18 protein-coding genes and 2 pseudogenes are annotated in these 21,850 nt (G+C 60.1%); 6 read left to right on the forward strand and 14 right to left on the reverse strand.

The genetic code is table 11. The features are described 5' to 3' along the window. Window positions 1–1,211: 1,211 nt before the first annotated feature. From HNO88_RS20560 to HNO88_RS20595, 8 genes and pseudogenes are all read right to left on the reverse strand, one after another. The gene (locus tag HNO88_RS20560; RefSeq protein WP_184250368.1) at window positions 1,212–1,574 is read right to left on the reverse strand and encodes a hypothetical protein; all 363 of its coding nucleotides are present in this window, start codon (window positions 1,572–1,574) and stop codon (window positions 1,212–1,214) included. A 449-nt stretch (window positions 1,575–2,023) separates the two neighbouring features. Next, window positions 2,024–2,641 carry a hypothetical protein gene (locus tag HNO88_RS20565; protein WP_184250372.1) on the reverse strand — a complete coding sequence of 206 codons (618 nt, stop codon included), beginning with the start codon at window positions 2,639–2,641 and terminating at the stop codon, window positions 2,024–2,026. A 278-nt stretch (window positions 2,642–2,919) separates the two neighbouring features. Then, window positions 2,920–3,102 (reverse strand): hypothetical protein, encoded by a 183-nt coding sequence (locus tag HNO88_RS20570; RefSeq protein WP_184250375.1) that lies wholly within the window; start codon window positions 3,100–3,102, stop codon window positions 2,920–2,922. 1,287 nt (window positions 3,103–4,389) lie between these two features. Next, window positions 4,390–4,704 carry a hypothetical protein gene (locus tag HNO88_RS20575; RefSeq protein WP_221420144.1) on the reverse strand — a complete coding sequence of 105 codons (315 nt, stop codon included), beginning with the start codon at window positions 4,702–4,704 and terminating at the stop codon, window positions 4,390–4,392. A 1,741-nt stretch (window positions 4,705–6,445) separates the two neighbouring features. Continuing rightward, window positions 6,446–7,162 (reverse strand): RNA polymerase sigma factor region1.1 domain-containing protein, encoded by a 717-nt coding sequence (locus tag HNO88_RS20580; protein WP_184250381.1) that lies wholly within the window; start codon window positions 7,160–7,162, stop codon window positions 6,446–6,448. Between the two features lie 562 nt (window positions 7,163–7,724). Further along, a complete protein-coding gene (locus HNO88_RS23090; protein WP_376768792.1) occupies window positions 7,725–8,288 on the reverse strand; it encodes a DUF7007 domain-containing protein in 564 nt (187 codons plus the stop codon). A 116-nt stretch (window positions 8,289–8,404) separates the two neighbouring features. Next, a pseudogene (locus HNO88_RS20590) lies at window positions 8,405–9,578 on the reverse strand (IS256 family transposase). Window positions 9,579–9,786: 208 nt separating this feature from the next. After that, window positions 9,787–10,344: a DUF8535 domain-containing protein gene (locus HNO88_RS20595; protein ID WP_512698574.1), complete on the reverse strand. Its 558-nt coding sequence runs from the start codon at window positions 10,342–10,344 to the stop codon at window positions 9,787–9,789. Between the two features lie 20 nt (window positions 10,345–10,364). On the opposite strand from HNO88_RS20595, the pseudogene HNO88_RS20600 reads away from it, so the two are divergent. After that, window positions 10,365–11,383: pseudogene (locus HNO88_RS20600) on the forward strand (IS110 family RNA-guided transposase). 124 nt (window positions 11,384–11,507) lie between these two features. Here HNO88_RS20600 and HNO88_RS20605 read toward each other — a convergent pair. The 5 genes from HNO88_RS20605 to HNO88_RS22520 form a co-directional block, all read right to left on the reverse strand. Next, window positions 11,508–11,954, reverse strand: a complete 447-nt coding sequence (locus HNO88_RS20605) for a DUF8535 domain-containing protein (RefSeq protein ID WP_512698575.1) — start codon at window positions 11,952–11,954, stop codon at window positions 11,508–11,510. Then, window positions 11,867–12,922 (reverse strand): hypothetical protein, encoded by a 1,056-nt coding sequence (locus HNO88_RS20610; protein WP_184250393.1) that lies wholly within the window; start codon window positions 12,920–12,922, stop codon window positions 11,867–11,869. Before HNO88_RS20610 ends, HNO88_RS20605 begins: the two co-directional genes overlap by 88 nt. Window positions 12,923–13,027: 105 nt before the next feature. Next, window positions 13,028–13,177: a hypothetical protein gene (locus HNO88_RS20615; protein WP_184250396.1), complete on the reverse strand. Its 150-nt coding sequence runs from the start codon at window positions 13,175–13,177 to the stop codon at window positions 13,028–13,030. Window positions 13,178–13,226: 49 nt separating this feature from the next. Continuing rightward, window positions 13,227–13,769 (reverse strand): DUF7146 domain-containing protein, encoded by a 543-nt coding sequence (locus tag HNO88_RS22515; RefSeq protein ID WP_446685702.1) that lies wholly within the window; start codon window positions 13,767–13,769, stop codon window positions 13,227–13,229. Between the two features lie 9 nt (window positions 13,770–13,778). Next, window positions 13,779–14,063: a hypothetical protein gene (locus HNO88_RS22520; RefSeq protein WP_246382227.1), complete on the reverse strand. Its 285-nt coding sequence runs from the start codon at window positions 14,061–14,063 to the stop codon at window positions 13,779–13,781. A gap of 851 nt (window positions 14,064–14,914) precedes the next feature. On the opposite strand from HNO88_RS22520, the gene HNO88_RS20625 reads away from it, so the two are divergent. From HNO88_RS20625 to HNO88_RS20635, 3 genes are all read left to right on the forward strand, one after another. Continuing rightward, complete coding sequence (locus tag HNO88_RS20625; protein WP_376768793.1) at window positions 14,915–16,066, forward strand: replication initiation protein; 1,152 nt, start codon at window positions 14,915–14,917, stop codon at window positions 16,064–16,066. Between the two features lie 168 nt (window positions 16,067–16,234). Next, window positions 16,235–17,437, forward strand: coding sequence for an AAA family ATPase (locus HNO88_RS20630; protein ID WP_184250399.1), 1,203 nt, complete (start codon window positions 16,235–16,237; stop codon window positions 17,435–17,437). Window positions 17,438–17,515: 78 nt separating this feature from the next. Next, complete coding sequence (locus HNO88_RS20635) at window positions 17,516–18,532, forward strand: ParB/RepB/Spo0J family partition protein (RefSeq protein ID WP_184250402.1); 1,017 nt, start codon at window positions 17,516–17,518, stop codon at window positions 18,530–18,532. Window positions 18,533–18,794: 262 nt separating this feature from the next. On the opposite strand, the gene HNO88_RS20640 is transcribed toward HNO88_RS20635, so the two are convergent. Then, complete coding sequence (locus tag HNO88_RS20640) at window positions 18,795–19,829, reverse strand: hypothetical protein (RefSeq protein ID WP_184250405.1); 1,035 nt, start codon at window positions 19,827–19,829, stop codon at window positions 18,795–18,797. Window positions 19,830–19,999: 170 nt separating this feature from the next. On the opposite strand from HNO88_RS20640, the gene HNO88_RS20645 reads away from it, so the two are divergent. Then, window positions 20,000–21,196: a site-specific integrase gene (locus HNO88_RS20645; protein ID WP_246382229.1), complete on the forward strand. Its 1,197-nt coding sequence runs from the start codon at window positions 20,000–20,002 to the stop codon at window positions 21,194–21,196. A gap of 261 nt (window positions 21,197–21,457) precedes the next feature. Further along, window positions 21,458–21,799 (forward strand): IS5 family transposase, encoded by a 342-nt coding sequence (locus HNO88_RS20650; RefSeq protein ID WP_281384076.1) that lies wholly within the window; start codon window positions 21,458–21,460, stop codon window positions 21,797–21,799. The last annotated feature ends 51 nt before the right edge of the window (window positions 21,800–21,850 follow it).

A 21,850-nucleotide genomic window follows, 5' to 3' on the forward strand; every position in this document is an offset into this window, starting at 1 on the left:
CGAACAGGCAGTAGCCGCCGTTTGATTTCATGAGATAAGCTCAGGAGGCTAGGCGATGTCCGCAATCGGGGCAACGGTCCCGGGCGGACGCTTACGCAATCAGATGAAAGATTACACGCGTCATCGATCAAGACGTGCTCGTAAAGCGGAACCGTTTCCTCTAAATTGCGGTACTCCGCAGTGTTCCCTTCATGTTCCTGCGCTGTGGACTCACTCATCATCGCCTCATACCGAAGGCGCAGAATAGCTTCTGCTGGCGCAACTAGCGCCTCAACAACGGCAATGCGCAGCCACGCTATCATTCTGAGTTCATTTATGGAGCGATGTGCATAAATCTTTGTACTCCATCAAACGTATGAGCCTTTCGAATTCGAACCCGGCTCGCCCGCTGTGTGCCCATACAAGATGAGCTTCGATCCATCCTACAACTGGCAGCCTAACCGAGAGACGTTCGCCCAATTGAAAGCCGAAGGTGCCCTGCGCCATGAAGCCGTGAGCAGAGACATTACGCAAGTGTATCTGAAACTCGCCAAGGCGGCGGTGTTGAGCGAGAACGGATCTGTCCACCTTACATCGAGCAGACCGCCTGAACTCTGCGAGTGCGTGTTCCTGAGGTATTTTCACGGGTACTCCGATCCTTATCTGCGCTCGAACAAATAGTACCAGCAGTGATCAGCAGTAAGCCTTACGTTTTCGTTAAGCAGACGGGCGCAGCCAGCTGAGCCTTTGTTCCAATATTCGCTACCGTGAAAGCATCCCCGGGTTTTGATGCGACATGCATCTGAAAAAGCAAACACCCGAGACTCTCAGGTAATAACTCGCACTCATAAAATTCACTCAGCTTAAATTGACCAGTCCGTGGTGCCACAACAGGCCGCCACGTCTTCGCAAATTACGAGCACCAGGAGACAACTCGCGTCGCCACTTATTAGATAGTTATGGCGCCAGCCTTTGGTTACGCCATCAACATCGTATGCACGAGGGACATGGTCGGGGTAGCTCCAATGTAGACAGGTCGAGCGTTGCTCACAGTAGTAGATTGCGCTCACATCGTTGTGCTGCGATAAAGCTTTGTTAAACTCGAATAGCAATCGGGACTCGACGTCGATTGGCAGGCATCTTTCGTTCAGCCTGTCCATCAACGAGGCGGCTCTCGAGACGGGGCACGTCTATCCGTTGCTTCAACAGGGAAAGGTTGAGTCCTGGCGCGATCATCCCGCCGGCTGCGTGGGGGCAGTGAACAGATTGGCTACAAAGCCCGTCGTGCTGTTGATCAGCTGTGCGAAGCCGTAGTCTACAAAGCCAGAACCATCAAACGTGATGTAGTTGAAGTAGAAGCTCACCCTCTGCCCGATAGCGCCAGATAGTGCGTCCGCGATCAGTTCAGAAGCGGTCGTTACAGAACCGGTGAAGCCGAGAAGCTTTGCGGCCCCTGACTGACCCTTTGTCGTCGAGACCCAGTCATATGATCCGGAGTGAATTGGCGGGGGCGCGATGCTCCGCTGAACGAAACTTCGACCTTTCCATAGTTGCCAAATGTAGGTGGCAGCCATTGAGACGGCAGGAATGGCCATCCATCTATCGATGCAGAACAAAAGATCAGTTTTACAGCAAATTCATGGTATCTGCCTCTATGAGAAATACATAGTTCCCGTCAGATATATAAGCGGTCAGTACAACAATAGATATCTATCACCTATCCGGCCACAAAGCTTTCGACGCAGGACGCGCTGTACCGCACTGATGGCATCTGCTGCCCGATGCCGTGATTGAAGCACCAGATTGTATCTTAATAATTACCCATGCGACCGCTCTACTTGCATCTCTACTTTTTTTCTCGCGCGTAGATCGCTTCGACGCCGACAGCAGAAGTCAAATTGTGAGAACTCAGTCGCGCAGCTTTGGATTGGCACTGCCGAGCTTGCACCGACGAAGAGAATCGACCACTTCTACGCCGGAGCGAAGGTGGGTTGCGCTGGCACTGCACTGAGGGGCGCGAACCCCTTACCCGTCTGTGTCACGTTCAGTCGCTTGCGACAGAGCCTTCTGCGCTTTGCTGCTGATCCTCAAGTAAGGCGCGCAGAGTGGCTTGGTTCATCTCTCGTGTAAGCCGCCGGTCTTCGATCAACGCCCGTTGAAGAGCCTCCCCATGTAACGGCTTGGCTATCGTGCCATTTCGGTATGGCGGGAAAGAGTGGACAGCGGGACCGACCCGCTGAGTTGACGCTAGCGCCTTCGGCTTGCTGGCGCCTCGGGAGCTTTCCTCAGGCGAGGGCTTCGCCGCACCCAACGCAACCGATAGCGGTTCTTCAATCCGCAGTTTACGGCCACCTGAGGGAGCCGTAAAGGTGTCGAGCCGCTTCTCTGCATGGGTGTGCGTTGACGCCATAAAGGCGACACGCCGAGCAAACAGGTCTTCGCTTCTTTGGACGACGGTGAGGGTGGCTGCAGCGGTCATGATGCCTGAGAGTACCATGAGCGTCAGGGCAAAGGCACGGTGTCGCGGCTCGGGTGGCAACTGCAATATATCTGTCTCTTCTAAGAGCAGGGGCACAGAGTTCATGGCGTCGCCGTAGCGACGTCCTAATAGCACGGCCGCTCCTTTTGCTTGCGACGTATCGTCTGCGTGAGCCATAGTCATGGCGCCTCCTCCTGCACTAACGACGAGGGATGCGGACCTCTCGTGATCAGCAAGGTTAAAATGGTTCAACACCTTAGAGGGTCGGCGCGTTGCATCCAAGCGTCGGCTTGCAAGTCATACACGATCTCGACAACAATCGGGTACGGACTCGTTCAAAGCCAGAAGGTTACGGCAGCTGCGAGGCTTACGGCTGAGACGAAGTCCCTGATGGGCTTGTCCTAGCGTGTAGCGAAGTGGCGGAAGCCCTTGAGACGGCAGAACATGGTCTGCACCCACCATCAATCTTTGTAGCGGTGTTCGTCATGCTGGATCGGGCGCTTTCGGTTGTGCCGCCTTGGATTGACCGGGATCGTGCCCAGTACGTGCAAGGGGGCCCTGATACCGTTGGCATCGTAACCGCGGTATGCGGTCATGCGCTTCATGCCCGTGGTCTCGCCGATCAGAATGTCGGGCTCTTCCATAAACGAGATGTTGCAGCGGGACCGGTCGAGACAACGCGGCCTTTCCAGAACATCGACAAGGGCGTGGATCTTCGTTGTCCGACCGCACGCGAGATCCCAATGGCATTGGCGCCGCACCACGCTGCGGTCGGCCTTAGGCAGCTGCTGTCGATCTGACCGGTCTCGGCGATCCGAATATTTCGGTCAGCGGCGCCGGAATGCGGTCTAGACGCCTAGGCGGCTCCACTGGTGCCAGTAATCATCGCCGGTTCTTGACCGGACGTACTCGGCAGGACCATCGACCCAGCGACCGCCAACCTTGAGCATGTGAATGATCCCGGGAATCAGCTGGCGATCATCGCCCCGCCTCAGGCTGGTTCGTCGGCAAGTGCAGCTTGATGGCAGCCTGAGCTCGATCTGATAACCAGAACGACGAACGGGACATTCTCGCAGCCTCCCGCCTCAGCGGAGACCTCCTGAGTCAATGTGCGAGCCGAGTTCTAAGAGACTAATTGAATATGGAACCTAGCGGCATCAGGCAGCGAGCACGATAGCCGATCCTAAGGGGGTAGCCGAGCACGATAGGCATAGCCCGAGGACGTTCCCTTGGAAGCGTGAAAGATCGGGGGAAAACAAGTTTTTGCAAGCGCTTGATTGGCTTACGCCGCGTTGTTAGCCGGCCACTCAGTTACACCCCATGTAGCTACCTCGGGCGCTTCGGCTTGTGCTGGAGCGCCCTTTTTTTTTGTAGGTTGGCGGAACGCCGACGATTGAGCGGCATCACGCGCTCATGCTTCTGCCAGGCAGCTCTATGCGCGTAGTGAGCGCCCTCCGCGTACGATGCCTGAGCGTAATCATGGTGGGCCTGATTGCCAGTCCGTCTTGCATGGAGGCGAGATAGAACTCCCCTCAATGCGAGCGGGTGCGCGCACGCCATCCGATATGATTTAGGAGGCCCGTGCCGGTCAGGAAAATCGCTATTCCGAGGCACACAGTAGCGCGCACGTGGAACGACTGCTCCGGTCTGGTCAGGCCATAGATGACTGTCCAAACACCGGAGACAGTGATGACCCAGCCGATCAGCTTCGTTGCGCAACCGTCACCCATCCACCGCCGGTAATGCGAGGCCGACATCAGGAGGCTTAAGGTACCTGGTTAGTGGACGATTAAGAAATTAATCGGAAGCAGGGCAGCTGATCGTCATGAGCCTCAGATGAGGTTTTTACAGTGAACGGATTGCAATGCCCCTTGCAGCAAGGACAGGCGCTCGAGCTCAGGTATAGGTGCCCTGTTCGCTTGTGCCAACGGCTAGATGCCGAACGACTTCACCAGATCCAAGATCGGATTGCGGCATTGCGGCCAGGTGTGTGGGCAAAAGCCCTTCAAGTACCATCGTACGGAAACGATCGCGCAAGTCACGCATAACCCAGTGAGGATCGCCATCCATAGGTTCGACCTCAAGCGCAATGTCGGCTTGACCAAAGCTTCGACGGTAACAGCCAGAACCCAGAAGGCGAGGATCTGCTTGCGAGACTCTGTTTCCGTCAATGCCAGACGGCTCAGAACCGCTGCCCACACGATTAGCAGCAGCAGCACAAGTGAGATCAAAGCTTGCCGAGACATGTAACCATCCATTGCTTGGGCCGACCCTGAGCGCTTCGTATGTCAGCAATCATCGCCAACCATAAAAACTCGCGCACCCGAAGGCGTTCCAGCTTCATCTGAGTGGCATATTCTTCGTGGCTGAGTAGCTCGGCGCGTAATCGCACGTCGGCTTATCAACCAAATCGTCGCTAAGGAGCGCTTTGATGCCCGCCAGCCCCGCCCCATCCTCTTCATTCTGGAGTCGTACGGCCGACCCGTATCCGAGACTGCCAGCGCCGAGGCTCGCCATGGGCACCTAGCACGCCAGAGCCATAGCTGGCTCGCGAGCCTGACCGATGCCCAGCCGCGCGCCGATCAGCGCTACCCCCTATTCTCCCCCGAGCGTGGCCACTTTGACATCTTCACCAGCGATGTCGAGGGCCTTGGCCCCCTGCTCGCCTCCGCCCCGTCTCTCGCCGCCACGTTAATCGACGAGGAGCGGCGCCTCATCAAGCCGATACTCATCACCGCCCTCAGGCTCGATCGCGACGCTCCGCGCGCAGTTCTCTCTGAGGTTGATCCATGTCGCCTTGCGCACGCCGTTCTTCGTGGCCTGTTGAACTGAAAGAGCTTCAAGCCAACAACGATGTCGCGGCTAAGCCGGCAGCAATCTGTCCCGCCTCGACGCCGTGGCGCTGGTGTGGCGCTGTCCGGTACAGCCAACGGCCATGTCGCGCGGTTGTATACCGGCCGGGTCAAGAGCCGCCAACCGGGGTCATTCGATCCTTAATTCCAGCTAGCGCCGCGCGCGATCGTTCGCTGGCTCTTTGAACTGTCGGGCTCTTCTGTTTGGCGGCAGGCGCAGCTAGACGGAGACACGGCTTGCAACTAATATCAACGACTCCGATGATGACTTGATCTTGGCGATGAAGTGAAAACGAAAGAAATCATGAAGGTGCTCCGTTCGAGCGATGAACACCTGCATCTCCCAATGCAAATGCTCGATTTTTCATGCGACGCTGATGCTCCTGGCCAGCTCCATAACGGGTCTTAACGCGGCAAGAGCTTCATCGGGATGATGGCAATCTGAACCTGAAACAGGTTAGGATAGAGGGAATAGGTTCGTCAGGACAAACGCAATCCACGATCGACTAGCTTCGATGAGGCCCGTTTTGCCGGCTCGCTGGCGTAAACGCAAATGGTACTTACTGTGGGTCAAGTGGTGGCGCGAGCTGCACGAAGCCACCCCGTTGGTCGTGATTGATCTGCCTCTTACCTGCTTCAAGTTGTCGAGCAGCAATGCCCGGCTGGCGCAGAAGAACCTCACTGCTGCGCCAGCCATGATCAACGCTGCGCCGCCGGTGACGAGCGTATGGTAGTGGTAGAGCCAAGTGTCAGACATCGCAATCATTCCACCTTCTTCGCCAGCCTTCACTTGAGCTGCTTCCTTACGCCGTCCTTAGCCCGAAGTGTCCAGCCGAAGTGATCCATGACGGCGCACTGCATCGACAGCTGGTCGGCGCCATGCTCTTCCGGCTCGCCCACGGCGCAACGCATGTCCTCAAGCTTTTCGGCGCGCCTAGCTGGCAGCGAGGCCACGGCCGCGATGTAGGCACCACCGACTGTCTGGCAGATCTCGAATAATCACATAGGGGATCACGGCACTTCGTCTGGAACTAGGTCTCCGTAACCTTACGCACAGTGAAGATCAGCTTGGGTCCGCGTGCCTTATTAATCACGGTCTTGATCATTTCCGCCCTCGTTGTCATTCGCTTCGTGCCTAAATGCGTACAGGACGGCGATTTAGGCCGCTCGCTGTTGCGGTGCGCTGATCCTCGTCGTCTTCCTTGTAGGACAGGCCGGCAGTGGCTTGGCTGATCTCGCGATCGACCTCGGGCAACAGCATTTCGGCCGCGGGTTCGGTCGAGTGCATGGCGTCCAGGTAAATGGTCTCGCGCGGTTGCATCTCGCCACTGTCGATAGCTTCGGACCATTTGATAATGGCATGCATTGTTAGAAAGCTCTCACATAGCCCCCAAATCATCATGTCTCTGCCAGCTTCAGTCCGCTTCGTGACAACCGCCTCACTCACGCAACTGAGCATTTCGCCACCGTCCATCTCACGCAGGTACATGCGTATAGGATCGTCGGTATGACCAAGGATCTCGGCTGCTCGATTTGTTGGAAGGCGGCGCTCCAGCGTTGCTTCGCCATCAGTATCGAGTTCGACGCTCAGATCGTCGCGATCTGCAGCTCGGCCTTCCTCCTCCTCACCGCCTTCGTGGATCTCAACGATCCTGATGCCCTTAGCCGAGATGGCCGCCATGACCTGCTCGATCTGGGCGTTGGACATCTGATCCTGAGGAAGCGCAGCTTCCACCTCGTCCATCGTGACAGGCCCGCGTCGTCTCGCACGAGCGATGAATTGGGCGACGCCGCCCTCGTCGGCATCGATTAGCAGGGCATCGGATCCCACATGAGGTTCATCGGTGCTCATACGTTCGCCGTTGTCTTGGGTGTGTAGCTCGCACACGCTATTGCGCGAACATGGATCCGGAGGCACGCGCCATTCCTGATCACGGGTGTGATTGCCAGCGGCCTGTGGCGACCAGCTCGCGTTCACCCGCGTACGACAACACAGGCTGCCGCTGGTCTGGCCTGAGGTTTGGCTAGCCCCCTGCACAACTCAAGCAGACAGACCCAATTCTGCGAAACGGGCTGCCGTTGGTCAAGCCAGTTCATCGCACCACGACAAAGATGCTTTCTGCGACGCTCTAACGGTCGCTTTGATTATGGTATCTTTCGCTGGTTTGACCATGGTCTTTGACTCAGCAACGTACCAGCCGGACTCGCTCCAGCTCTTGATGGATCGTTTGAGCCAGCGTCGGTCGTAGCGAGCAAAGCCATTTCGCGTAGCCTTGTTGCGGACCAGCGGCAGTCATCATTGTCTCGATGCCACTGCAGGAGTGATCGTCTGAGGGCACAGGCGTTGACCTGTCCTGCGAGATTTCACAAAGAGCTAGAAGTTGCTAACAGTAGAGCCAGATAGCTATGTGTAGCTACTTGTATTCGTAAACGATGCGCCCTTCGCCCTTCGTAGGCCTTGGCGTCCACCAGCGCATAGTGTCGGGCGCTCCCGTACTTGGCATGGCCAAGGTGATCCACCGATTGGACGACTGAGCCGACGACGCCCGTCTTGCCTTCCGACACCCAGTCCGCCCAGCTGCCCCAGGCGGCGGTGACGCAGAGTTCTCCGATACAGGCCTGTAGGCGCGGCGACGCTTTAGGACATAGGATTCATCCTCCGTGACCGCTTCGCCGGTTAAGGCGGTGAAGGCTTCGGGATGCCAGCACCTCACGCAGTCGCGCGCGAGAGCGATGTGCGCCGCAGGCAGCTTCAAATGTTCCTGGAACTCGGTCTCGAAAGCGAGGACAACATGCGACCAGTTGACGTCTTCCTCGTAGGAGCCGCCATCGATCCGGAGTGCTTCATGCATGGCCTCCTGCCGTTCGCCGGATAGGATCAGGCCGCCGTGCGACGCAGTCGAGACCGACCAAATGTCGGGCAGGATCTCCTCGGCTTCCTTGATCGCATCCCACTCGGACCTCTGCGGGCGGGGCATGTGAGCAAAAACTCGTCATCACGACATCCTTGTTGCGGTCGCCTCCTCCCTCCGCCTCCTCTGGTCGTGTCCGTCAACGTGGTGTAATTTCGAGTGTGGCCTCGGGGCTGCATTGGTCAGGCAGCCTTGGGTGTAATCGGTAGCGTTGGCGCCTCCTCGATCTGTGGTGTGGCGAGAGCGGCCATGCCCTCGGACTGCATGTAGCGGTTCTGGAGCTGGCATTCGTCGTTCTGCTCGAGGAGCACGGCGCCGATCAGGCGAGTGATGCTGTCCTCGTTGGGGAAGATGCCCACGACGTCGGCGCGGCGCTTTGCAGCTTCACGCGGTGCTGCTCGGGGAAGGTCATGTAGGCGAGCACGTCGTGCTCAGCGGCATCCATGCAGGCTCCGAGCTTAGGCCATCGGGCGCGGAGCTGGTCGGCGACGTGATGCCAGGTCTGGGTGGCCGCGGCGTGATCGGGCTGGAGGAAGACCTGCCGGATCGCGGCGGCGGCCACGGTGTTCTGGCCCTTTGGCACATGCGCAAGGGCATTGCGCATGAAGTGCACGCGGCAGCGCTGCCAGGTGGCGCCACGACGCGGGTGATGGAGGCCTTGAGGCCCTCGTGGGCGTCGGAAATGACCAGCTTCACGCCATTCGGGCCGCGCCAGACGAAGTCCTTGAGGAAGGTGGTCCAGAACGGCTCGGCTTCGCTGGGGCCGATGTGCAGGCCGACGATCTCGCGCTTGCCCTCGGTGGTGACAGCTACGGCGATTATGGCAGCGACGCTGACGATGCGGCCGCCCTCGCGCACCTTGAGGTAGGTGGGGTCGAGCCAGAAGTACGGCCACTCGCCGGCAAGCGGGCGGTTGAGGAACGCGTTTACGCGCTCGTCGATGTCCTTGCACAGCTTGGACACGCTCGATTTCGAGATGCCGCTCATCCCCATCGCCTGCACCAACTCATCGACGCGGCGCGTGCTGACGCCGGCGATCCAGGCTTCCTGGATGACGCTGACCAGCGCTTTTTCGACCGTCTTCCTCGGTTCCAGGAACCCGGGAAAGTAGGCGCCGGTGCGTAGCTTGGGTATCTTCAGGTTGAGCGTGCCGAGCCGTGTATCCAGGCTGCGGTTGCGGTAGCCGTTGCGCCAAGTGCTGCGCTCGCCGGATCTCTCGTGGCGGCCGGCACCGATGAGGCCATCAAGATCGGCCTCCATGATGATCTGCAGCACACTTTCAGCAACGCTGCGCAGGAAATCGCTATCTGCGGTCTTCGCCATCAGCTCGGCAAGCGGTAGTCTGTCGTCGGTCATCGGGAAAAAAGTCCTCGGGTGTTGGTGAAGCTCGACACTTCAACCTTAACCGATGAGCCCGGTGGCCACCGAGACGCTGACGCCCGGGTGGGGCCTCGGCCCCACCCGGGCATACACCGTCATCTACACCGGAAAATTACACGACGACCGCGAGCGCTAGCCCTCCTCTTTCAAGAGCCGCTTTTCGCGGCTGCTCGCCGATGGTCGATCATGCGTCGTCGATCATCCGCTCGAGCCGATCGAGCAGGTCGATATCGGCGAGCTGATGCGCGGGAATGCTGATGGTACGGTGATATTCCTCGAAGCGGCGCCGCTGCTCCGCTTTCATTTCGAGGTATTGTGGGGTCCGCTCGCGCAAGAGCTGGATTGCAAAGTCGGCCTCGAGTCCCGTCCTGAAATCAAGAAAGGCAACGATGGCATCGGGGCGTACCATGCCGGCCTGGGTCACAATGTCGAACAACGGCCGCTTGACCGCGACCTGCACGCCCTTGCGTCTCATGTGGTATTGGAAGCTGACGAGCTGATCGAGCAGTGTACGTTCCTCGTGTCGCTCGATGGGGATGAACCGGTTGCCCTTGAACACCGGCTGCGCATAGGCGCGCAGCGGCAAGTAGTCCTCGCGTGGATTGTGCTCGCCGGCGACGGCCAGGACAATGAACATGGGGTAATCGCGGGAGCGAGCTACCTTGATCGGCGATGAGGTGGAGGAAGGTCGCTGGTCCCCGGTAGACGAAGGTGCGGGCTCACGACTGGCAGCCGGGCGCATACATCAGACGGAGAACAGCCATGGGTGAGCATATCGGGCGCGACGGATCGTTGAAAGAGACAGCCGTTTCGATCCGGCGCGACGGCAAGCGCGTGTGGCACGGCAAATGCCTGTCGGATCCGGCAGTCATTGCAGGTCTGATCCGCAAGCATGCGCCGTTCGCTGAGCGGGTGGTGCTCGAGACGGGGTCACTGTCGGTCTGGTTCTACCACGCGCTCACGGCGGAGGGGCTGCGGACGATCTGCATCGATGCGCGCGATGCCGAGGCAGCGCTCGATATGGCGACCAACAAGACCGACGCCAACGATGCTGACGGCTTGGCGCACCTTGCCGAGGTCGGTTTCTTTCGCGAGGTGCGGGTGAAGGGCTTCGACAGCATGCTCTCGCGGACGCTGATTGCGGCGCGCACCAAGCTCGTCCGGGCGACGCTGGATATAGCAAGCCAGATCCGTGGGCTGATGAAGACGTTCGGGCTCATCGTGCCGCGCGGGATCGGCGGCAAGCTCGAGATGAACGTCCGCTCCCTGCTCGCCGACAATGCCGATCTCTCCCGAATCATCCTGCCTCTCCTAGAAGCGTGGCGGGATCTGCGCATCCAGGCGACCGAGCTGGGCCGTCAGGTCCTCGCCTAGGCACGCGGGAGCCAGCAATGTCAGTTACTGATGTCCATTCCCCGCGTTGGTGCGATCACCGCTACTGCCTACCTGACTGCGGTGGACGACCCCGCCAACTTCAGCCGATCACGCTCGGTCAGTGCCTGGTTCGGTCTGACCACCAGGCGTTACCGGGCGAGGTCGACTACGACGGCCACATCTCACGGCGCGGCGATACCCACGTCCGCTCGCTCCTGTACGAGGCGGCCGTCGTCATCCTGACTCGCAGCCACGCCGACAGTGACCTGCGTAGCTGGGGCATGAAGCTTCGCGAGAAGATCGGCTTCAAGCGTGCCGCGGTCGCCGTCGCTCGCAAGCTCGCGGTCATCATGCACGCGATGTTACGCTCCGGCGATCTGTTCACCAGGACGGCCGCGGCTGCCTGATTCACCAGCTCGCAGCGCCTTTGGCGTAACTAGGCGTCCCTGCTGGGACGTAGGCTGACCCATTCCGTTTCTGCCGTTGCGCCAGGACCCACGGGTCATGCGTACGGAATGAACATTGGAAGGATCATCCCGCGAAGCCCGATGGTGCGGCGGCCCATGTCGACCGCGAAGACGACCGTGCGCCGGCAAACAACGGCCCGTATAAAAAAAGGCACTTGCAAAGCACGCTAATAGACGACAGCGGTTCGACCTTGGCGCGGATGATGCCGGTGTGCTGGACTCGATTGCGGATATTGAGATCGCCAAGCCCGGTGTGGATGGTGGTGCCCGAGATCTCGTGGGCTTCCAGCAGCAGGAAGGCCTGCAGCGCGAAGTCGCCCGGCCATAGTGTTTCGGCCTTGCGCAGGCGGGCATGGACGCAGCGCGCTTCCCAGTCCTTCACGTTGAAGTAGAGGTGATCCTGCAGCTTCACCCGCGGTACGATCAGGAACCGGCCTGCCGCCTCGTGGATGCGCGTGAACTCCTCGCGGAGTCCATGCTCGGGCCCGCCTTGTGGCGGCAGTGCCGGCAGGACGTTGGTGTGGGCGGAACGGCTGCCGGGATCGATTCCATGGCGACGGACTCGACCAGGTCTGTGGGATGCATGCCGGCGTCTTGGAGGTCGATCCGGCTCGGTCGATAGGGTAGATAGACGCCCGCCTGTTCGCCGAGCGGGCGCAGCACCTTCAACGAGGTGAAGCGCACGGGAAGGACGTCGTTGCGCTTGTGGGCAAGCATCGCAGCAGGCGCCGCCTTGCTGGTCGATCGCACCGCTTTGAACAAGCTGGGCTTGGCTGCGCCTGACACGGCGGGTTTGCGCACCTCGCTGAGGGCTGAGCGGGGCACGATCGTGACGACGTCGAGCAGCGGCGCCACGCTATCGCGTGCGATCACGGTCGGCCGCGCGTGCGCGGGCTTCTTGTCGATGACGTAGATGCGCACAGCGACGCTCGTGCCCTGCTTGTGGTAGCATTTGTCGAGCCGGTAAGATCCGACGACGCTGCAGCCGGTGAGTGTGGCATCGTAGGTCTTCCCCAACGCCGCATTGGTGGTGAACCAATCGGGCATGATCGCGACCCCGCGGCCGCCAGGAGCAAGGCGAGAGAGCGCCGATCGCAAGTGGCGCACGGCTGCGAACTGGTCGCCCCCCCTGCCCTCGGACCGGGAGAACGGTGGATTCATCAGAATAAGCGAGGGAGTATAGCCGGGCTCGAGTGTAGCGCTGAGCAAGGCGGCATCGTGATCGCTGATGGTAGCGGCAGGGAAGAGCACCTGCAGGGCCTCGCGGCGCTTAAGATCGAGCTCGTTGAGGCGCAGCGTCTTGACGTCCGCAAGCAGCGCGACAAGGCTGCCATGACCGGCGCCGGGTTCGAGCACGTCGTCGGTCGGCTTGGCCTGGGCGAGCAGCACGACGAGCCCGGCCAGATCGAGCGGCGTCGAGAAGTGCTGGTAGCGGATCTGGTCTTCGCTGCGGACGGTTTGCGTCGGCAGAGCGTTCACTATAGCGGAAAGGGACGGGATCGCGGCCGTGTCCGTCGGGCGTGGGAGCGTGAGCGCGTGCCGTGTCAGGCCTTGTTCGAGCAGCTCGAAGCTGTCGCGCTGGGTTCAGCGACCGTCAGCGTTTGTGCCGCCGAACAGGGCAGAAGCCTCGGCGTTCAGGACTTTGCGGTTTACGGTGCCAGCGGTGATATGATGCGCGATATTGTAGATCGCAGCAGTGCGGCGATCGCTCTTATGGGTGAAGAGGTCCTTCACTGTGAGCTCCTGATGCTGACCATTGCGGCACCAGGCCTCCCCCTCCTCTTTATCGCTTCAGGTTCGCCTCGGCCCAATCCTCAAAGGGTCGCGATGTCTTGCGTGATAGCTTCAGCCCGTCGCGCCGATAGGCGGCCCAGGCCTTCCGGGCCCCTGCCCTGTCGGCGGCGTTGTCGTCCTCGCCGATGATGAGCTCGGTGATGTCGTCGGGGAGCGCGAGAAGCGAAAGTCGTTCGTTACCCAGCGACGCCCAGAAAACGACATCGTGCATGACGGTGAACGCGGCGGCATCTTCCATGCCTTCGGCGAGCGCCAGCGTCTTGGCGCCATTCGGGCGCGGCCTCCAGGCCCCCTGCCCTGGCCTGCCGAGCATCACCTTCTCGGCGCGATAGCCCGTGTCGGGATCGAGGAAGATCCGCTGGATGGCGTTCAGCTGCATGCGTTCTCGCACGGCGACAAGCAGCGCCGGCTTGAACTCGGTATGCGGCTTGGGCTTGTGCGGGCAGTGCGGATGAAACCGCAGATCTTCAAGATCGATCGGAAGCTTGCGCAATCGGAGGTAACGCTCCGCCAGGGTTCCGGCGATCTCAATCCCCTGCTCTCAGATCCTCGTCACATCGCCGTCGCCGCTCGATCGGCGATGTTCTGGCATTGGTACACCGAGCGCTGATTCAACCAGCCGCAGTTCGCGCAGGATGACTTCGGGCTGGCACCCGGCGAAGCAGTGGACGATGATCCCACGATCGCTTTGCCGCAGGGAGAGGCTGGGCTCTCCGTCTGCGTGGGCGGGACAGAGGCACATCGCATAACTACGGTGCCATACGCCGCGCAGGCCCGCTACGATGTCGACGAGTTTCTGGGATGGTCTATCTGCCTTGAGCGTCATGATCTTTCACCTCGACCACCGCCCTCCCCCTTCACTCCACCTAACTAAATCACCACCGTCTAATCTCCTTTGGAGCACCAGCAGTGCGTCGTCCCACTGATACATCTGCCTTTGTCGCCGGTCGAACTGCGACGAGCTCGCTTGCGTAGAACGGCGCAGGATCGTCGGCACGCAAGCGTTGTTAAGGATAGTCTGGCATGATCTGTTGTTGATGCCTTCACTGCTGTCTTCAGGTTTCGCGGCGGGAGGTACATGCCGTATCCGCCCCCCCTTTCGGCAAGCCCCAATTATGCCGACAAACTCTGCTCGCGGCTTCGATTTGCTCATCCATTTCGTATGTCGCGGGTTAGGAGCGGCGATTCGTCGCCCAAAATTAGAAAATCATTTTTTGGAGAACGCCGCTGCTTGCAGCGGGAGGATTCATGATTCAAGGGATTCAGATTCAAGAGGTGAAAAAGGCCCGTCTTTCAGTGTATTAGTGGGGTTATCCTGACTTGCTGGGGGATTATGCCTGTCCTCTCGGGGGTGTCGTCCTGTCCTGCTGGGGGGGTGTTCCTGCCCTCGCGGGGGTATCCTGACCCAATGGGGGTTGGACTTGAGCAGACGCTATAAAGCTCTTTTACGGAAGGTAGTGTCGGGTGAACGCCGGCACTTTCGACCTGTTGCCGTAGCCAAACCGACCTGACGCGCGACTCGGCGGTTCCTGTAGGGTTTGCTGCGGCTCGCTCCCGTTCATTTCCTGACCGATTGGGGGGCGCTTTCAAGCTGCCGTATCCTGACCTGACTTGACGAATTGGGTCAGGTCAGGCAGCTCTTGGGTTCTGAAAACTCGATTCTGATTGTATGACGGCATGGATGATGAAGCCGACCAACTAGCTAGGGTCGCTGAAGACGTGACCAAGAAAGAGTCTCCTGGCCGTGCTATGCGGGTTGCTGCGGCACTGCAAGCCAAGGGCGGAGATCAGTTCGCAAAGCCGGGCAGCATCATCGAAGTAAAGTTTGTTAAAGGGGAGTCACTCAGCCTGACAGCATCGCGGTTGTTAGCCCTGATGATCCTAACCGCGGGCGGTGATGCATGGGAGGATCGCCCGCATCGCATGCGCAAGGCGGACATTCGCCGCGGTCACAAGGGCAATGAGCGGATCACCGACATGCTCGAGGAGCTTCATCGCACGCTGTTCGCGATAGATGACAAATCTTGGAGGGGAAAGAAGGCGACACTCCGCTTTTCGCTCATCTCACGATCCCGCGAGGAGACCGAAGAGGACGGAGGGGAGGCGGGCTGGATCGAGTGGGAATTCACACCCGACGCGCGGAAGCTCATCCAAGCTTCCGAAACTTATGCTGTGTTGAATCGACAAGCCGTCCTCGGGTTTCGATCAAGCTACGCCTTGAAGCTCTATGAGCTCGGCGCACTTCGATTGCATCGCCGCCAGGCCACATGGAAGGGCGACATGCAGGCGCTTCGCGCTGCCCTCGGGATCCCACCAGAGGTTTACACGGACTTCGCCCAGCTTCGGCGAAAGGTTCTCGAGAAAGCAAAGGCTGAGATTGACCAACTTGCCCACTTTAAGGTGGAATGGCGTGAGATCCGACAGGGGCGGAGGGTTACCGAACTCGAGTTCCGGTTCGAGCCAAAAGGGGCCCCAGATGTAATCGAAACTGTTGAGGAGCTCGATCGGCATTCCTCGGGCCGGAAGGCTCGACGTGATGGGACAGCAGAGGCCTTGACGATTGACCAGGCGGCGCTCGCAGCCTTGCCGAAAGCCGCCCCGCCAAGGAAGCCAGAGGAGAGGACGTTCCCGCGTGGAACATTGTACTTCGGGGAGGACGAGCTTCTGGCAATTGGTCGGAACTACGGAGGCGGGTGGGACGTCGATATGATGGCCGATGCCTATCGCGCTCACATGGGCGTGCGCCTTGAGAAGGTAAGGGGCGCCAAGATGATCGCGTCTTGGAAGGGGTTCTGTGAGGGTTGGGTGAACAGGCGGGGCCGCCCCTAACCTGTAAATTGCACGCGTGCAATTCTTGAGCTCCCCCATCGAGTCAGGTTAGGCAAACTTAGCCACGCAAAAGAGGACTCAAGAACGTCCTCCTTTCGAAATTTTAGCGCTTCTTGACCGGAAATCGCAAATCCGTCTACCTATGCCTGACTAGCGAAAGGTGAGGTTGTGCCCAACGGACTCGAGATTGAGGAAGCCGAACATGTGGTGTCGGTTGCGACGCTCGCTAATCGAACGTCATCGGTGCTCGAAAAACTGCGGGATTCGGCTCGCAGCGCGCGGGCCGACGATCGTCGCGAGCCAACCTTTACTATCAGCAAAGCGGCGGAGCTGGTTGGGCGAACGCCCGCAGCCATCAGGGACGCCGAGAAGGACGGGCGCCTTCCGGAGCCAGCGCGCACGGACACGAACAGGCGCGAACGATATACCCTAGCCCAGCTGAACGACATGCGGGGCGTGTTTGGAACGAGGCCCTATCGCTCGCAGAGTGATCCGTGTTGCGTCGTCGCAGTGCAAAATTTTAAGGGCGGTGTTGGCAAATCCACGCTGGCGGTTCACCTCGCCCAGTATCTGGCAATCCGCGGTTATCGGGTTGCACTCGTCGATTGTGATAGCCAGGCGTCCGCCACGACGCTGTTCGGGTACGTTCCCGATCTCGACCTCGCTGAGGATGATACGCTTTATCCATTTTTGCGGGAGGGGGAGCGATCATCACTCGATTATGCACTGCGAAAGACCCACTTCGATGGGCTGGAGCTCATTCCCGCAAACCTGCGACTCTTCAATTCGGAGTATGAGCTCGCAGCCCGAATGGCCCGCGGCAGCGATGGGTTGCTCGATCGGCTAAAGGACGGGATCGAAAGCATCTCGGACCGGTTTGACGTTGTCGTGATGGATCCACCGCCTGCGCTCGGCGCGATATCGTTATCGGTGCTCCGCGCCGCAAACGCCCTGGTTGTGCCCGTCCCCCCAACGGTCATGGATTTCTCCTCGACGGCGGCGTTCCTCTCGATGCTAGACGAGACGATTGAACAACTCGCCGAGCGAGGGCTGGCGCCCGAGCTGCAGTTCCTACGATTTGTGGCGTCGAAGGTCGACGAGAATAAGTCGATGCAGAAGGAGCTGCTGCATCTTATGCGAACTTTGTTCGGCCATGCGATAGTTCGCACGCCGCTCAAGGATTCTGCAGAAATCGACAATGCAACTGCGCGATTAATGACTGTGTATGAATTAGATGGACCAGCAACGAGCTCGGCCGTTCGTAATCGCTGTCTTGGTTATCTAGATGGTGTAAACTCAGAAATAGAAGTCGACATTCGATCGATGTGGCCAAGCCATCGAGCGGCGCTACGGAAGGCCGCACTGGCATGAGCCATCAAAATTGCACGCGTGCAATTTTGATCGAAAAGGTAATGATTGCACGCGTGCAACGTGCTGAGTGAGGCTAGGATGAGCAGAAGAAACAGCGGCTTTGCAGCCGATCTCGCGGCGGGGATCGACATGTCCGAGGGCGATCCGCCGCCGCGGCGCTCTGGATTAGCTTCTAACGTTCTGACGGGGCGCTCGAACAGACTGGCGGATCTCGCCTCCGGCGCAATCATCAATCGCACTCACGAGCTTGTTGATCCGGCCCGCTGCCGAATGTGGGCGGGGCACAACCGCGATTACGCGCTTCTCACCGAAGAAAGGTGTGCCGATCTGATCGAGAGCATGAAGGCGCAGGGGCGCCAGGAAATGCCCGCAATCGTGCGGCGCGTGTCCGACGATCCCGCCTTCGATTTTGAGGTGATCTGCGGCGCGAGGCGCCATTGGTCGATCAGCTGGCTGCGAGCTAACAACTACCCTGACTTCAAATTTCTGATCGATGTGCGCGAAATCGGGGACGAGGAGGCGTTCCGCCTAGCCGACATCGAGAATCGGGCTCGTGACGATCTCACCGATCTAGAGCGAGCCAGGGACTATCTCCGCGCGCTCGACGCTTACTATGGCGGCCGCCAAAAGACGATGGCCGAGCGACTGAAGGTCTCCGAAAGCTGGCTGACCCGTTACCTCGATCTCGCACGCTTGCCGACAGAACTGACGAGGGCCTTCGTCAATCCGCAGGATCTCGGCATCCGCAATGGGATGGCGCTCAAAGGGCTTCTAAAGCCGGAGGATAGACGGGCGAGGGCGTTCAAAGAGGCGGAGCGGCTTGCCAAGTCGCAGGCTGCTCTTGGTGAAGCACTCCCCGTGCTTGAGGTGATTAAAGCACTGACGTTAGCTACTGACCCCCCCAAGAGGTCAGGATCTACCCCCAAGAAGTCAGGAAAGGCCGAAACTATCTCGACCGTCGATGGTAGGCCAGTGCTGCGGATCGAAGGCGCCGATCGAAAAGGGATCCGCTTGACGCTGCTGAACAAGGGCGGTGCATCGCGACAGGAAGCCGAGGAGGCAATCCGCGCCATACTTGATCAGCATTGGGTCTGATCGCAGTGACCGACACTCGCACGCTGTCGGCACTCTGTCGCGACAAACAGCAGGCGGGCTACTGCTGAATATGGAGCTGCCATGCGACTGTCAGGTAGCTCATCAAGCCGCCGGCTAAGAGTGAGTCCCAAAGGTATTTTAGGAGCAAGACTGGCAATGTGCTCCTGCGCCACCCGAAAAATCCGGGGCGGGGCGCTTACAATCAAGCTACCGGGCAATACGCGAACAAGGCCGGCCGAAGTGCTCAAGGCCATTCGAGAGCTTACTGTCTAGCTAGACCAAGCCCGGGCAGCGTTGAGCCACTACGACGGGCGAGGAGGGCGTCGATACGCGCCATCTCGGCGTCGAACTCGGCTAGTGTCGGCTCGAGTGCTGCATCGGGGCGCGGTGGCGCTTTCGGCCGTCCGGGCAAACGGCGACGCAAGCCAAAGGCGTGGGCGAGATCGGTGACAATATAGGCGCGCCAGGCTTGTCGCCCGGTGAATTCCACGAGCAGGCCGGCTTCTGCCGCGCGGGCGAGGAGCTTCCCAGCTCCCGAGATCGTTACGCCCAAATGCGAAGCTGCCGACAGCGGGCTGATCACCGGCCGATGCTGAACCAGCGCGAACAGTGTCGCAAGGTGCCCAGGGCGTCGCGCGGCGTGCAGCACCGCCGCGGTCCGCAAGCGATGCGCCTCCATCGCGTCTAGGCGTTCTAGCCCGACCACGGCAGCGTCGGTCAGCTTGCGAAAATACCGGCTTGCCAATACCTCGGGTTCGCGCACGGGCATCCGCAAGGCTTGATCGACTGGCACCAGACAGGGCAGGCAACTGGCCGTGATCGTCATCGATCGCAGCAGTTTGGGAAAGGTCAGCCACGGTTCGGTCGAGCCGTCTGCGCGCGCGTGCCGCGCCAGGATCTCAAGCGCGCGGAGCAGGGCAGGGCGCTTGTTCCAGGTGTCGGGTGTCGCGGTGGAAAAGCCGGCGCTGTCTCGCCAGTGCCAAGCGGCAGGATCGCGCAGCTGCGCTAGCCAGCGCGGCAAATCGTCGGGATCATCGTAGTGCGAGGGTGGGAGTGGTCGGCCGGGCACGACGATGCCGCAACTGCGTGCGAAAATATCGATTTCGTCGAGTTCGGCGCCCTGACCCTGAAGCGCGGCGGCGTAGCCCGTCCAGCTTGCCCGCTCGCGCCAGGCATGCGCCGCAGAACTGACGGAAACTCTGGCATCCAAGCTGCCCACGGCCCTCGCGCAGCGCTCGAGCTGCTCGGCCAGTTCGGACGTCCAAGTAAGGTCTGACAGGTCATGGGGCGCTCGCATAGGGCTCATTTTCTATCCGCAAAGACTCCTTTAGGTCTAGCAATGAGGAGGGGTGTAACTCCGAACCCTCGATAATTGCAGTTATCGCTCTTCCGGTGTTGACGACGAACCTCAGGGATGGCTACGCTCAAGGCGTGGACGGGCTGGTATCTCTGGCGGCAAACGGCGACTTGGACGAGCGTAGTGCGGTAGCGGCGGCTGCAGCACTCGACGATCTTCCCTGGGCGATCACCAAGATGCGCGCCGGCGAACGCATCGTGCTCAACCAAGCCCTGTTTGCCGCCTATCGCGCCGCATCCTCGCCGCACAGCATCCGCGCCTTGAAGTCGGATCTTGAGGCTTTCGACTTGTGGTGCCGCAAGCATGAGCGGATCACGCTTCCAGCAAGCCCGGAGACGGTGGCCGACTATCTCGATCATCGCGCCGGACAGGGTGCCAAGCCTGCCTCGCTAGGGCGCTACAAGGCGTCTGTCGCCAAGATCCATCAATTGCTCGACCTCAAGGATCCGACGCAGACACTGCTGGTGAAGCTGAGGCTCGCCGCGATCCGGCGCACGATGGGAACAGCGCAGAAGCAAGCCCGGCCGTTGCGGTTCAAGGGTCCTGTGCGCGACGTCGTGCGCGATCCGCCGCGCGGGCTCAACGTACGGGCGCTGCTGGAGAGTTGCCCGGACGATCTGCCGGGCTTGCGCGACCACGCCTTGCTCTCGACCGCCTACGACACCGGCCTGCGCGCGTCCGAGTTGGTAGCGGTTTGTGTCGAGCACATCGTCGAGGCCATCGATCCCGATGCGCGGCTGTTGCAGATCCCGCGCAGCAAGGGAGACCAGGAAGGCGAGGGCGCGACGGCCTTCCTCAGTCCGCGCAGCGTTCGGGCGATCCTGACCTGGCAGGAGGCCTCGGGAATCGCGTCGGGTCCGGTGTTTCGCCGCGTGAACGTGCGCCGGTTCAAGGCGCGGCCGGCCGTCCGGGTGTACCCAGCGGGTGGGGGTGCGGGGCGCGATCTGTCGTACATGCGACGACCTGTTCTGAAGCCCGCGCGGCCTGCCTTTGTCGAATACGACGTGGGGGAGGGGGCACTACACCCGGGATCGATAGGGCCTATCTACCGGGCGATCATCCAGCGTGCGTTTAAAAGTGGGTTTTTCGGTGATCTGACGGCGGAGGATCTCGCGCAGCTGCTGGAAGGGGTGAGTGCACACTCTACGCGCGTCGGTCTCAATCAAGACCTCTTCACCAGCGGCGAGGATCTCGCCGGCATCATGGATGCCCTGCGTTGGAAGAGCCCGCGCATGCCGCTTGCCTACAACCGGAACCTGGCGGCCGAGCAAGGGGCTGCTGGCCGGCTCCTGACGAAGCTTGAGTGATCGGGCGTCCTCGGCACGGCGGGGATCAATGACTGAGACGTCGAGGTGGCATTATCTGACCCCAAGTGAGCACCAGACCCCGGGTGGGGACCCTGCGGGTACAACAGATAAATCTCTCCTATGACCCCGTCCCCCATTTCCACGCCTGCGGAAGCCTAGGTGTTTAGGCGGTAAACTTATAAATTGGCTTGAGGTTTGCCGGCTTGCGTGATTCAGGCCCTCCATTGCGATGGAGGCTGGATGACGCGGCGGTGATACGAACTGACAGACAAGGAATGGTCGATCATTGAGCCGCTGCTGCCGGACAAGCCGCGCGGGGTTCCCCGTGTAGATAATCGTCGGGTTCTGAACGGCATTCTCTGGCGTTTTCGGACCGGTTCGCCATGGGCCGAGATGCCCGAGCGTTACGGCCCCTCGACTACCTGTTACAACCAGTTCGTCCGCTGGCGCAAAGCCGGGGTGTGGGACCGGCTTCTGGCGGCTGTTTGCGCCGCTTTCGAAGGCGAGATCGTGATGATCGACTCCACTTGCGTCCGCGTACGCCAGCACGGTTCTACGGGCAAAACGTATGGCTCGCCCCGTCGGCAAGCGGTTTGTGTCTGACGATCTGAGCAGTCTGCGAAAACGTATCCGGCCTTTCAGCATGGAGCCGTT

The sequence above is a fragment of the Novosphingobium chloroacetimidivorans genome (assembly GCF_014204535.1).
In the GTDB taxonomy this organism is placed as follows: Bacteria; Pseudomonadota; Alphaproteobacteria; order Sphingomonadales; family Sphingomonadaceae; genus Novosphingobium; species Novosphingobium chloroacetimidivorans.